The organism is Bradyrhizobium roseum (assembly GCF_030413175.1).
GTDB classification, from domain to species: Bacteria; Pseudomonadota; Alphaproteobacteria; order Rhizobiales; family Xanthobacteraceae; genus Bradyrhizobium; species Bradyrhizobium roseum.
On the sequence record NZ_CP129212.1, the window covers coordinates 1,212,589 to 1,224,887 of the forward strand.

Below are 12,299 nucleotides of genomic sequence, written 5' to 3' on the forward strand. Positions count from 1 at the left end.
CGCGTGAAGGGAACTCGCCATGAAAATCGAAATCAAGAAAATTGGTAATTCCGACGGTCTTCTGATCCCGCGCGAATTGATGCAGCGGCTTGATCTCAAGCGTGGTCAGCAGCTCCACATCACGGAACTCCCTGGCGGAGGCTTTCAAGCCCTTCCTTACGATCCTGACTTCGAGAGGACCATGGAATTGGCGGAAGAGACCATGGATACATACCGCGACACGCTGGCAACGCTCGCAAAGTGATTGAAACGCCACATGAGCGATTCCGAAGAGCCGCGTTGGATCACCTATGAGCAAACCATCGCGATCCACAGCCGCCAGCTCCGCCGCTTCGGCGGCGCGCCCGGCTTGCGCGGTGAAGGCATGCTGCGATCGGCGCTGGAGCGTCCCATCAACAAGTGGCGGTATGAACAGGCGGAGCTTGCCGAACTCGCTGCGGCATACGCGTACGGGCTTGCCAAAAATCACGCCTTCGTCGATGGCAACAAGCGCATCGCGTTCCTGGCGTTGCGGATTTTCTTGCTGAAGAACGGCGTCTTATTTAACCCCAAGCCCGAACACGCCACCTCCATCATCCTCTCCCTCGCCGCAGGCGAGGTCAGCGAGGAGAGCCTGGCGCGCTGGATCCGGGATAATTGGCCTTCCGAATGACCCGATAGGCAGGGGGCCGTTGCCCTCCCAAACGCTTTACGGTAATTGCACGCCAGAAGCGCGCATTTGACTGGGGATAGAGATGGCAGAGCATAACGAAGTGGCCTACACGACCGCCGACGGCAACGACTATCCGGCCCATGAGCAGACCTATGAAGGGTTCATCATGCTGGTCAAATACGGCACCATCGGCGTGGTGATCATCGTTGCCCTGATGGGTTACTTCCTGACCTGATGCGTCGATGCCTGCACCGCCCGCGCGGGCGGTCGCCACAATTGCACGCATGCCGGTTGCGAAACCGGTATCCAACGAAGCAAAAAAGACGCTAGTTTGCTTGCGCGCGCCTGCCGCGCGGCGGGAGGCTCTATGAAGATTGCCGTTGCCAAGGAAATCGATCCGTCCGAACCGCGGGTCGCCGCTTCCCCGGACACCGTGAAGAAATTCAAGGCGCTCGGCGCCGAAGTCGCGGTCGAGCCGGGGGCGGGCATCAAGTCGGGCCTGCCGGATTCCGAATTCACCGCTGTCGGCGCCACCGTCAGCGCCGACGCGTTGAAGGATGCCGACATCATCATCAAGGTGAAGCGGCCCGAGCCTTCCGAGCTTTCAAAGTACAAGCGCGGCGCGCTCGTCATCGCGATCATGGATCCCTACGGCAATGAAGCGGCGCTGAAGACGATCGCGGATGCCGGCGTGGCGGCGTTCGCGATGGAACTGATGCCGCGCATTACGCGCGCGCAGGTGATGGATGTGCTGTCGAGCCAGGCCAATCTCGCCGGCTACCGCGCGGTGATCGAGGCCGCCGAATCCTTTGGCCGCGCCTTTCCGATGATGATGACCGCCGCCGGCACGGTTCCGGCGGCAAAGGTGTTCGTGATGGGCGTCGGCGTCGCCGGCCTGCAGGCGATCGCGACCGCCCGCCGGCTTGGCGCGGTGGTTACCGCCACCGACGTGCGCCCGGCCACCAAAGAGCAGGTCGAATCGCTCGGCGCCAAGTTCCTCGCGGTCGAGGACGAGGAATTCAAGAATGCGCAGACCGCCGGCGGCTACGCCAAGGAAATGTCGAAAGAGTACCAGGCCAAGCAGGCCGCGCTCACCGCCGAGCACGTCAAGAAGCAGGACATCGTGATCACCACGGCCCTGATCCCGGGCCGGCCGGCGCCAAAGCTCGTCAGCGCCGACATGGTCAAGTCGATGAAACCTGGTTCGGTGCTTGTCGACCTCGCCGTCGAGCGCGGCGGCAATGTCGAAGGCGCCAAGGCGGGCCAGGTCGTCGATGTCGATGGCATCAAGATCGTCGGCTACACCAACGTCGCCGGCCGCGTCGCACAATCGGCGTCCAACCTGTATGCGCGCAATCTGTTCAACTTCATCGAGACGATGGTCGACAAGGCCAACAAGACGCTCGCGGTCAACTGGGACGACGAACTGGTGAAAGCCACCGCGCTGACTAAAGACGGCGCCGTTATCCACCCGAACTTCCAGCCGAAAGCCTGAGGAGAGAAGCCATGGAGCACATCGCTCAAGCCGTCGATCCCTTTGTATTCCGGCTTTCGATTTTCGTCCTTGCCGTGTTCGTCGGCTATTTCGTGGTGTGGTCGGTAACGCCCGCGCTGCATACGCCGCTGATGTCGGTAACCAATGCGATCTCCTCGGTGATCGTGGTCGGCGCGCTGCTCGCGGTCGGCGTCCCCATGATCTCGAGCGGCTCGGGCTGGGCGCGCGGCTTCGGCTTCATCGCGCTGATCTTCGCCTGTGTGAACATCTTCGGCGGCTTCCTTGTCACCCAGCGCATGCTGGCGATGTACAAGAAGAAGGTGAAGTGAGCGGCGTGCACCTCGTGGTGACGAAGACAATGGGGACCTGAGATGAACGCCAATCTGGCTGCAATTCTTTATCTCGTGGCGGGTGTGCTGTTCATCCTGTCGCTGCGCGGTTTGTCCAGTCCGGCGTCGTCACGCCAGGGCAATTTGTTCGGCATGGTCGGCATGGCGATCGCGGTCGCCACCACGCTCGCAAGCCATCCGCCGGCGGATGCCGTCGCCTGGGTGCTGGTCATCCTCGGCATCGCCATCGGCGGCGGCATTGGCGCCGTGATTGCGCGCCGCGTGCCGATGACCTCGATGCCGGAACTGGTGGCTGCCTTCCACTCGCTGGTCGGCATGGCCGCGGTGCTGGTCGCGGCGGGCGCGTTCTACGCGCCCGAAGCCTTCGACATCGGTACGCCCGGCAACATCCACGCCGCCAGCTTGGTCGAGATGTCGCTTGGCGTCGCCATCGGCGCGCTGACCTTCACCGGCTCGGTGATCGCGTTTCTGAAACTTTCCGCACGCATGAGCGGCGCGCCGATCATCCTGCCCGGCCGCCACATCATCAACATCGCGCTCGCGCTGGCGCTGGTGTTCTTCATCTTCGGCCTGGTCCGTTCCGGCAGTGCGCTCGACTTCTGGCTGATCACCATCATCGCGCTGGTGCTCGGCGTGCTCATGATCATCCCGATCGGCGGCGCCGACATGCCGGTCGTGATTTCGATGCTGAACTCCTATTCGGGCTGGGCTGCGGCCGGCATCGGCTTCACGCTCGGCAATTCCGCGCTGATCATCACAGGTGCGCTGGTCGGCTCGTCCGGTGCGATCCTGTCCTACATCATGTGCCATGCGATGAACCGGTCCTTCATCTCGGTCATCCTGGGCGGCTTCGGCGGCGAAACCGCCGCAGCGGGCGGTGGCGGCGGCGAACAGAAGCCGGCAAAACTCGGCTCGGCGGACGATGCCGCCTTCATCATGAAGAACGCGCAGAAGGTGATCATCGTGCCCGGCTACGGCATGGCGGTGGCGCAGGCCCAGCACGCGCTGCGCGAAATGGGCGACCTGCTGAAGAAGGAAGGCGTCGAGGTGAAGTACGCGATTCACCCGGTGGCGGGCCGCATGCCCGGTCATATGAACGTGCTGCTGGCGGAAGCCAACGTGCCCTATGACGAGGTGTTCGAGCTCGAGGACATCAACTCTGAATTCGCGCAGGCCGATATCGCCTTTGTGATCGGCGCCAACGACGTCACCAACCCGGCGGCCGAGGAGGACAAGACTTCGCCGATCTACGGCATGCCGGTGCTGCAGGTCTGGAAGGCCGGCACCGTGATGTTCATCAAGCGCTCGCTGGCTTCAGGCTATGCCGGCATCGACAACCCGCTGTTTTATCGCGACAACACCATGATGCTCCTTGGTGACGCCAAGAAGGTCACCGAGAATATCGTCAAGGGGATGTAAGCGTTCGCGGGAAATTCATGACCGTCTTTAAATGGCTGCTGATTATCGTCTCAGCCGGCTATGTCTGCGGTCTGCTTACCCTGTTCCTCGCGCAGCGCGCGGTGCTGTTTCCGGCCCCGACCAGTGTACGCACGGCGCCAAAGGCGGCCGGCTTTCCGGAAGTCGAAGAGCACGTCCTGACGACGGCTGACGGGGAGAAGGTCATCGCCTGGTACGTTCCGGCCAGGCCGGGTCGCCCGGTCGTGCTCTACTTCCATGGCAACGGCGACTATCTCGCCGGCTTCTTCGGCCGTTTTCGCAGCCTCCTCGCCGACGGCACCGGGGTCGTCGCGCTGTCCTATCGGGGCTATGCGGGCTCGACCGGAAAACCGAGCGAGCAGGGGCTGATGCAGGACGCTGCCGCTGCCTATGCCTTCACGACGGCACGCTATCGGCCGGACAACATCGTCGTCTGGGGCTTTTCGCTCGGCACGGGTGTTGCGGTCGCGCTCGCCGCAGAGCAACGGATCGGAAAGCTGATCCTGGAAGCGCCCTATACGTCGGTCGTCGATGTCGCCGCTTCGATGTTCTGGTTTGCGCCGGTGCGTTTGTTGATACGCGATCAGTTCCGTTCCGACTCGCAGATCCCGCGCGTGAAGGTTCCGTTGCTGGTGATGCATGGCGCACTCGATCCCGCGATACCGGTTACTTTCGGCGAGCGGCTGTTTGCGCTGGCGAACGAGCCGAAACGGTTTGTACGCATTGCCCGCGGTGCTCATAACGATCTGGACAATTTTGGCGGCATTGAAATCGCGCGCAATTTCATCAACCTTGCCGAGGGAAGTGATTTTCTACATGGGCGCATGCTGCCTCCCCGAACCTAAGGCTTGACTGCATGAGCGCACATGGACCGATGCCGCGATCGGCGTGGATTTTCCCCGCGCTGGCGATGCTGCTGTTTGCCGTTGCCACCGGCCTCGGGCTCGGCTTTACACCCTCGGTTGGCGGGCTTCTTTTCGCGGCAGTGCTGCTGGCGATCCTGTTCGGCACCGTGTTCGCCGCCGTGCATCATGCCGAGGTGATCGCCGAGCGAATCGGCGAACCCTACGGCGTGCTGCTGCTGACGCTGGCGGTCACCATCATCGAGGTGGCGCTGATCGCCACCATCATGCTCGGCGACAAGCCGCAGCCGGCACTGGCGCGCGATACCGTGTTCGCTGTGGTGATGATCGTTTGCAACGGTCTCGCCGGCATCTGCATTTTTATCGGCGGGCTGCGCTATCGCGAGCAGGATTTCCAGGTCTCGGGCGCCAACCTTTATCTCAGCGTGCTGTTCGTGCTGGCGACTATCACGCTGATCATGCCGAACTACACGCTGACGGCGCAGGGGCCGATGTACTCGGCGCTTCAGCTCGGCTTTGTCAGCGTCGTCACGCTCGTTCTCTATGGCGTGTTCGTCTATACCCAGACCTTCCTGCATCGTGATTATTTCATCAACGAGGGCAACGGGGAGGCGGGTGAGTCCCCTCTCTCCAACCGGATGCTGGCGCTCAGCGTCGTGCTGTTGATTCTGTCGCTGCTGGCAGTCGTACTGCTGGCCAAAAAATTTTCGGCGACCGTCGATATCGTCACCGCGATGATCGGCGCGCCGCCGGCCTTTGCCGGCGTGGTCGTGGCGCTGTTGATCCTGCTGCCGGAGAGCGTTGCCGCGGTCGGCGCCGCCCGCAGGAACGACCTGCAGAAGAGCATCAATCTCGCGCTCGGCTCTTCGCTCGCCACGATCGGGCTGACGGTGCCGGCGGTCGCGGTGGTCGCCTACACGCTCGACAAGCAACTGGTGCTCGGCGTCGATGCCCGGGAAATGGTGCTGCTGGTGCTGACCTTCGTCATCAGCATGCTCACTTTCGGCACCGGGCGCACCAACATCCTGTTCGGCGTGGTACACATGCTGGTATTCGCCGTGTTCCTGTTCATGGTATTCGTGCCGTAAATTCCCAAGGAGTGAATCCTGATGCTTGCCGCCAAATCCGATGTTCAGGTCGATACAGCCGAAGTGCGTGTCACCGAGTGGCGGCTGGCGCCGGGCAGCGCCACCGGCCGTCACACCCACGAGATGGATTACGTGATCGTACCGGTGACCGCGGGCGAGATGACCATCGTCGCGCCGAACGGCGAACGCAGCCAGGCACAGCTCGACGCCGGAAAGTCCTATTTCCGAAAGGCCGGCGTGGAGCACGACGTGCTTAACGAAACCGCGACAGAGATTGTGTTCCTGGAGGTTGAGCTGAAGCCGCGATCGCGGTAAGGTTGAGTTTGCTGGAGTCGCTTTCAGGCTGGCCCTACGGCGCTGTAATGGTTAGGTAATTCTTAACCGGCGTGAGCCAGTTTTACCCACCTGCACGGGAACTGCTGAATTGCCACCGATCTGTCGCAGTTGATCCCTCAATGTGCCTCAAAGTTCCTGCAATTGGTGCGCCGCGGGGAGTGGCCGGAATGCTGAATTACCTGAAGAAATTTGCGGTCGACATCTTCCCCTCGGTGGCCGCAACGGTCATCGGGGCGTACATCGTCAACCACTACATCGTGGCCAGACCCAGCTCCGACGCGCCGCCTGCTGCTGCGGCGTCGACCGCCGATCCCAAGGGGGATGCGAAGGCGGAATCCAAGCCGAACACGAAGCCGGTCGAAACCACCGCCAGCGTCAGCAATCTTCCGGCCGCCGGCGTCAAGGCCAAGGGGATCTCCGAGAAGGCGATCATGGAGAAGACCGCCGCCGAGCGTCCGGCGGTGGCCGAGAAAGCTCAGGGCAAGGCCGAAGCGAAGGCTGACGAGAAAGCCGACAGCAAACCCGTCGATACCAAGTCTGCCGATGCGAAGCCGGTTGAACCCAAGACCGAAAAGATCAGGGTGATATTGCCGTCCCCCATCCAGCCCTTGCAGTCTTCAGCTGCCGCGGCGGCGCCTGCGCCAGCCGCTCCGGTTGCGGTGACCGCCCCGGTCGCGCCGGTCGAAGCTGCTGCGGTCGCGCCGGCACCGGCTGCGCCGGAGGAACGTCGCGATGCCAATGATCTGGCGCGCGCTGCGATCGAACGGCTGCGCGCCAACGGCGACGCTCCGCGCGCGCCCGAGGTAGCCCGTGTCCATGAGCAGCCCAAGGAGGCGCAGCCCAAAGAGGCGCCCAGGGTTGCGAATGCGCCCGCGGTCGCACATGCGCCTGTTCCCCCGCCCGCGCTTCGTCCGCTGCCGCCGCCGATCATGGTCTCGGGACCCTCGGTCAACGAACCGCTGGGTCAGGTTTCGTCGCAGCCACGGCCGCCTTATGCCGAGGTTGCCAACCCGAACCGGCCGGTCCCGCCCGCCGACATTCCGCTGTCGCGCCCGCTCGATCTACGTGCCGATATGACCGAGCCTTCCGTGCGCGAACGCGCCACGGCGGCCGCCGAGGACGCGCTGTCGACCGCGAAGTCGATCTTCCACGCAGTCCTGCCGAAGTAATTCTTGAAAGCTTTTCAGCCGCCGGTGCGCGCAAGGCCGCTTCGTGCGGCTTCGTCCTTGGGGCGGAGTGCGAGCGCGCGGCTATAGGAGGCGAACGCCTTGGCCTTGTCGCCGAGGCGTTCATAGGCGGCGGCGCGTGCTGACCAGGCTTGCGCGCTGTTCGGATCGGCCTGCACGGCCTCGTCGAGATCGGAAGCGGCTTCCTTCGGCTTGTCGATGGCAAGGTAGCTGGTGGCGCGCGCCAGCAGCGGCTCGACCCGTTGCGGCGTCAGGCCGTTGGCCGCGGTGAAATCCGCGATCGCCTGCTCATGCCTTTTGTCGGCCTGATGCACCAGCCCGCGGCCATACAGCGCCGGCACATTGTAGGGATCGAGTGCAAGGGCGCGGTCGAATTCCGCCAGCGCTTCTTCAGTCTTGCCGGCCTTGGCGAGCGTGTTGCCGCGCGCAGCGTAGCCTTGGGCGTCGCCGGTGCCTTGTCCGCCGATCGCTCCCGTGGGCTTCTGCTCGGCGGCCTGTGGCCTTTCCCTGTCCGGCCCCCATGATCCCAAATCGAACGAACAGCCGCCGAGCGGAAAGCCGAGAGCAATCGCGAACAGTGCGACGGGGACGGCCGTGACGCGCGAGGCGCGGGGAAGGGCATTGCAATCCGTGACGGCCATGCAGCGGAAGACTCTTCTGTCGAACACGGAACAGGTAACCCGATGCGTGGCAAAATGCATCGGTCAAAATCGCCGCAAGTCCCGCCGAACTCCTGCGCGATTCCGATTCGGTCGCAACGGCGAAAAAAAACGCGGGCTTCGAAGCCCGCGTTTTCAAATTCAAGACTTTGAAGGCTTCAGCGCGGTCCGCGCGGACCAGCGCCCGGGCCACTGCGGCCACCAGCGCCACCACGGTCGCCGCCGGGACCGGCGCCGAACACCGGCTTCGGCTTCATCGGCAGCAGGCCTTCGCGCTGCAGCTTCTTGCGGGCCAGCTTGCGTGCGCGGCGCACGGCTTCGGCCTTTTCACGGGCCTTTTTCTCGGAGGGCTTTTCGTAGTGGCCGCGGAGCTTCATCTCGCGGAAGATTCCCTCGCGCTGCATCTTCTTCTTCAGCGCCTTGAGGGCTTGATCGACATTGTTATCGCGAACGAGAACCTGCACGCGGCATCCTCTTTCAATTGATCGGATAGGAATTCTGGTGAAGTGAAGGGCCGGCCAAAGGCCTGGCTCTTAACCCTGAGCGCGGGCATGTAGCAGACAAAGCTGCCGATGTCCACCTGAGAAGGCGGTTTTCTGGTCCGGAAAGCCACGAAAATCGGCGGAATTCCGCCCTTACGGCCCCACTCCCACAAATAACGAACCCCTCACGGGGGCCTCTATAGCATCTGGGACACAGAAAAACATGCGGGGAGGCGAGTATGAGCAGCAGAAAGTACACCGCTGAGGCCATCGGGACGTTTTGGCTCACTTTTGCGGGATGCGGCAGTGCGGTCATCGCGGCCGGTTTCCCGCAGGTCGGGATCGGCCTGGTCGGCGTATCGCTGGCGTTCGGCCTGAGCGTCGTGACCATGGCCTACGCGATCGGCCACATCTCCGGCTGCCATCTCAATCCTGCGGTGACAGTCGGCCTCGCCGCGGGCGGGCGCTTTCCGCCCGGTCAGATCCTGCCTTACATCATCGCGCAGGTAATCGGTGCGATCGTTGCGGCGGCGCTGCTCTACGTGATCGCAAGCGGCGCGCCCGGGTTCGATGTCAGCAAGGGCTTTGCCTCCAATGGCTATGACGCGCATTCGCCCGGGCAATACAACATGATGGTCTGCTTCATCACCGAGGTGGTGATGACCGCGATGTTCCTGTTCATCATCATGGGCGCCACCCACGGCAAGGCGCCGGCGGGCTTTGCGCCGCTCGCCATCGGATTGGCGCTGGTGATGATCCATCTGGTCAGCATTCCCGTCACCAACACATCGGTGAATCCGGCGCGCAGTACCGGGCCCGCGCTGTTCGTCGGCGGCTGGGCGCTGGCGCAGCTATGGCTGTTCTGGGTGGCGCCGCTGATCGGCGGTGCGCTCGGCGGCGCGATCTACCGCTGGCTCAGCGAGGAGCCGGCCGGTGTCGTGGAAGGCCTGAAGAGGGCCTGACCTGCCGACGCGCCGAGGGCACGGGCAGGCACGCTATTTCTTGCCCGGGGTCACTTCGGTGACGTGGCCCATCTTGCGGCCCGGCCGCGGCGCGCCCTTGCCGTAAAGGTGCACGGTGGCGCCGGGCACGGTGAGCCACCGCCCGTAGTCGAGGATGTCGTCGCCGATCAGATTGGTCATGGTGACCTCGCCGTGACGAACCGGCTTGCCGAGCGGCCAGCCGGCGATCGCCCGTATGTGCTGCTCGAACTGCGAGATCGAGGCACCATCCAGCGTCCAGTGCCCGGAATTATGCACCCGCGGCGCGATCTCGTTGACCAGCACATGCGGCCCGCCGTTTCCGGCAACGACGAACAGTTCGACCGCGAGCACGCCGACATAGTCCAGCGCGTTGGCGATCTTCTCGGCGACGGCGCGCGCGTCGGCGGCCAGCGCATCCGATACCGCCGCCGGCACGCGGGAGAATTTCAGGATGTGATCGCGGTGCTCGTTTTCGGTGACGTCGTAGCACTCGACCTCGCCGTCCGCCGAGCGCGCGGCGATCACCGAGATCTCGCGCTCGTACGGCACGAAGGCTTCGAGGATCGCGGATTTGGTGCCGAGGTCTTCCCAGACCTGGGCGAGATCGTCGCCGTCGCGGATGATCGCCTGGCCCTTGCCGTCATAGCCGAAGCGGCGGGTCTTGATGACAGCGGGAAGCCCGATGCGCGCGATGGCCGTTCGCAGCGATTCCACCGACGACACGTCGGCATAGTCGGCGGTGCCGATGCCAAGCCGCTTCACGAAGTCCTTTTCGATCAGCCGGTCCTGCGTGGTCTCCAGAATCGTCCGCGCCGGCAGCACCGGCCGCCGCGCGGCCAGCACCATCGCGGTGGCGGACGGCACGTTCTCGAATTCGTACGTGATGACGTCGACATCGTTGGCGAACAATTCGAGCGCCTCGACGTCGGCATATTCGGCGCAGGTCGCGTTCAGCACGACGTCGAAAGCCGGCGAGTCCGGGTCCGGCGAAAACACCTGGCACTTCAGGCCGAGGCGCGCCGCCGCCATCGCCAGCATCCGGCCCAATTGTCCGCCGCCGAGAATTCCGATGGTGTCGCCCGGCTTCAGCTTCACCTTGCTTGAAGCGGTCACGCCGATCCCTCCGGGCGCTCCTTGACGGTGTCCGTTTGCTGCTTGCGCCAGGCCGCCAGGCGCGCCGCCAGTGCGGTGTCATTCAGCGCGAGCACGCTGGCCGCGAGCAGCGCGGCATTGATGGCGCCGGCCTTTCCGATCGCGAGCGTGCCGACGGGAACGCCGGCCGGCATCTGCACGATCGAGTACAGCGAATCGATCCCCGACAGCGCCTTGGATTCGACGGGGACGCCGAACACCGGGAGTTCGGTCAGCGCCGCTGCCATGCCCGGCAGATGTGCCGCGCCGCCGGCGCCGGCGATGATGACTTTGAAACCGGCCGCCTTGGCGCCCTTGGCAAAGGCGAACAGCCGGTCCGGGGTCCGGTGGGCCGAGACGATGCGCTTTTCGCAATCGATCCCGAGCGCGGCCAGCGTGTCGGCGGCGTGGCGCATGGTCTCCCAGTCGGACTGGCTGCCCATGATGATGGCGACGGGTACGGTCATCTCGTCAATTCTGTTCGGGAATCCAAAAGCATAGGCCGGATTATAGGGGCGGCCCGGTTCTCATCCAAGGCGTGGCAAGGGATCAGGAATGGACTATCCTGTCTTGGTGAATCCCGGCAAGTCCAGATAAGCGAGCCTGCACAGGGAAGGCCATGACGAAGAAAGCCAGGAAGACCGCGGCCAGGGCCGGAAAAGGCCCTAAAAGCGCGGCTTCCGGTCAAAAAGTCACGCCGCGCCGCTCTGACGTGCCAACATCCCGGCCACGGGCGGTGGCCAACAGCGACAAGGCGACGATTCGCCGCCTCAAGGCGGAACTGGCCCGGACCCAGGCCCAGATCGAGGAACTTCAGGCTTCCGCCGATACGGACTACCTGCTCGGGATTCCGAACCGCCGCGGCTTCGAGCGCGAACTCAAGCGCGCGATTGCCTACATCAAGCGCTATCGGGCCGGCGCTGCTCTGGTGGTGCTCGACGTCGACCGCCTGAAGCCGATCAACGACGCTTTCGGACACGCCGCGGGCGACCAGGTGCTCAAGGTGATCACCACCACGCTGCTGGCCCAGGTGCGCGCTTCGGACGTGGTGGGCCGCCTCGGCGGCGACGAGTTCGCGCTGCTGTTGTGGAATCTCAGCGAGACCGATGCGCGGGCCAAGGCCGCCGCGCTGGAGGAGGCGATCGATCAACTGACCTTCGTGTTCGATGGCCGCACCATCACCGCGGGCGCCTCCGCAGGCGTCGCTCTTCTCGACACCCATTCCGAAACAAGCCGTGCGCTGGAAGCCGCCGACAGCGCCATGTATGTGCGCAAGGCGCTGCGACGGCACGAGGCGTTCTGAATCAGCCGCGTTGCGCTGCCTTCGCCATCGCGCGTGCAAACGCCTCGCGCTTGCCGCAGGCAATGATGCCGCTCACAACCCGCTCAAATCTTCCGGCACGTTGCCGAACTTGCGCAGCAGCTTCGCGTCGCCGAATTCGCCGATCATCGGATCGCCGCTGCGGCTGAAGGCGACGGCGCCGATGCTGCCGGCCATGCGCGACATCGTCTCGGCGCGTCGTAACGCGGTCGTCGGGCTCTGGCATTCTTCCGCGGCGCCCGCCATCGGCGAGCCGTCATCGTCCTGCAGGAACGGCAGTGCGACGTAGTAGGTGACATCGGCCATTGGTTCGCT

Annotated in this window: 17 protein-coding genes; 12 read left to right on the top strand and 5 right to left on the bottom strand. The window is 64.1% G+C overall.

What is annotated here, in order from left to right; genetic code table 11:
- Nucleotides 1-19: 19 nt before the first annotated feature.
- The 10 genes from QUH67_RS05650 to QUH67_RS05695 all read left to right on the top strand — a co-directional run bounded on the left by QUH67_RS05650 (nt 20) and on the right by QUH67_RS05695 (nt 7,390).
- Nucleotides 20-244, top strand: a complete 225-nt coding sequence (locus QUH67_RS05650) for an AbrB/MazE/SpoVT family DNA-binding domain-containing protein (protein ID WP_300945681.1) — start codon at nt 20-22, stop codon at nt 242-244.
- A 12-nt stretch (nt 245-256) separates the two neighbouring features.
- Complete coding sequence (locus QUH67_RS05655; protein WP_300945683.1) at nt 257-652, top strand: type II toxin-antitoxin system death-on-curing family toxin; 396 nt, start codon at nt 257-259, stop codon at nt 650-652.
- 82 nt (nt 653-734) lie between these two features.
- Nucleotides 735-887, top strand: a complete 153-nt coding sequence (locus QUH67_RS05660) for an aa3-type cytochrome c oxidase subunit IV (RefSeq protein WP_300945684.1) — start codon at nt 735-737, stop codon at nt 885-887.
- A 132-nt stretch (nt 888-1,019) separates the two neighbouring features.
- Nucleotides 1,020-2,147 carry a Re/Si-specific NAD(P)(+) transhydrogenase subunit alpha gene (locus QUH67_RS05665; RefSeq protein ID WP_300945685.1) on the top strand — a complete coding sequence of 376 codons (1,128 nt, stop codon included), beginning with the start codon at nt 1,020-1,022 and terminating at the stop codon, nt 2,145-2,147.
- Nucleotides 2,148-2,158: 11 nt separating this feature from the next.
- Entirely contained in the window at nt 2,159-2,476 is a 318-nt protein-coding gene (locus QUH67_RS05670; protein ID WP_300945686.1) for a proton-translocating transhydrogenase family protein, read from the top strand.
- A 42-nt stretch (nt 2,477-2,518) separates the two neighbouring features.
- Entirely contained in the window at nt 2,519-3,916 is a 1,398-nt protein-coding gene (locus QUH67_RS05675) for an NAD(P)(+) transhydrogenase (Re/Si-specific) subunit beta (RefSeq protein WP_300945689.1), read from the top strand.
- A 17-nt stretch (nt 3,917-3,933) separates the two neighbouring features.
- Entirely contained in the window at nt 3,934-4,779 is an 846-nt protein-coding gene (locus QUH67_RS05680; RefSeq protein ID WP_300945690.1) for an alpha/beta hydrolase, read from the top strand.
- An 11-nt stretch (nt 4,780-4,790) separates the two neighbouring features.
- Nucleotides 4,791-5,885, top strand: a complete 1,095-nt coding sequence (locus QUH67_RS05685; RefSeq protein WP_300945692.1) for a calcium:proton antiporter — start codon at nt 4,791-4,793, stop codon at nt 5,883-5,885.
- 21 nt (nt 5,886-5,906) lie between these two features.
- Complete coding sequence (locus QUH67_RS05690; RefSeq protein ID WP_300945695.1) at nt 5,907-6,200, top strand: cupin domain-containing protein; 294 nt, start codon at nt 5,907-5,909, stop codon at nt 6,198-6,200.
- A gap of 188 nt (nt 6,201-6,388) precedes the next feature.
- On the top strand, nt 6,389-7,390 hold the full coding sequence (locus tag QUH67_RS05695) for a hypothetical protein (RefSeq protein ID WP_300945696.1): 1,002 nt from the start codon (nt 6,389-6,391) through the stop codon (nt 7,388-7,390).
- 14 nt (nt 7,391-7,404) lie between these two features.
- On the opposite strand, the gene QUH67_RS05700 is transcribed toward QUH67_RS05695, so the two are convergent.
- Both QUH67_RS05700 and rpsU read right to left on the bottom strand, forming a co-directional pair.
- Nucleotides 7,405-8,049, bottom strand: coding sequence for a tetratricopeptide repeat protein (locus QUH67_RS05700; RefSeq protein ID WP_300945698.1), 645 nt, complete (start codon nt 8,047-8,049; stop codon nt 7,405-7,407).
- Between the two features lie 176 nt (nt 8,050-8,225).
- Nucleotides 8,226-8,531 (bottom strand): 30S ribosomal protein S21, encoded by a 306-nt coding sequence (gene rpsU, locus QUH67_RS05705; RefSeq protein WP_300945701.1) that lies wholly within the window; start codon nt 8,529-8,531, stop codon nt 8,226-8,228.
- A 257-nt stretch (nt 8,532-8,788) separates the two neighbouring features.
- Here rpsU and aqpZ point away from each other — a divergent pair, with 257 nt between their 5' ends.
- Nucleotides 8,789-9,511: an aquaporin Z gene (gene aqpZ, locus QUH67_RS05710; RefSeq protein WP_300945702.1), complete on the top strand. Its 723-nt coding sequence runs from the start codon at nt 8,789-8,791 to the stop codon at nt 9,509-9,511.
- Nucleotides 9,512-9,544: 33 nt separating this feature from the next.
- Here aqpZ and QUH67_RS05715 read toward each other — a convergent pair whose 3' ends face one another.
- Nucleotides 9,545-10,645, bottom strand: a complete 1,101-nt coding sequence (locus QUH67_RS05715; protein WP_300945703.1) for a 5-(carboxyamino)imidazole ribonucleotide synthase — start codon at nt 10,643-10,645, stop codon at nt 9,545-9,547.
- Nucleotides 10,642-11,130, bottom strand: a complete 489-nt coding sequence (gene purE, locus QUH67_RS05720; protein ID WP_300945704.1) for a 5-(carboxyamino)imidazole ribonucleotide mutase — start codon at nt 11,128-11,130, stop codon at nt 10,642-10,644. The genes QUH67_RS05715 and purE overlap by 4 nt, the downstream gene beginning before the upstream one ends.
- A gap of 152 nt (nt 11,131-11,282) precedes the next feature.
- Here purE and QUH67_RS05725 point away from each other — a divergent pair, with 152 nt between their 5' ends.
- Entirely contained in the window at nt 11,283-11,966 is a 684-nt protein-coding gene (locus tag QUH67_RS05725; protein WP_300945705.1) for a GGDEF domain-containing protein, read from the top strand.
- 72 nt (nt 11,967-12,038) lie between these two features.
- Here QUH67_RS05725 and QUH67_RS05730 read toward each other — a convergent pair whose 3' ends face one another.
- Nucleotides 12,039-12,290, bottom strand: a complete 252-nt coding sequence (locus QUH67_RS05730) for a hypothetical protein (RefSeq protein ID WP_300945706.1) — start codon at nt 12,288-12,290, stop codon at nt 12,039-12,041.
- Nucleotides 12,291-12,299 lie beyond the last annotated feature (9 nt).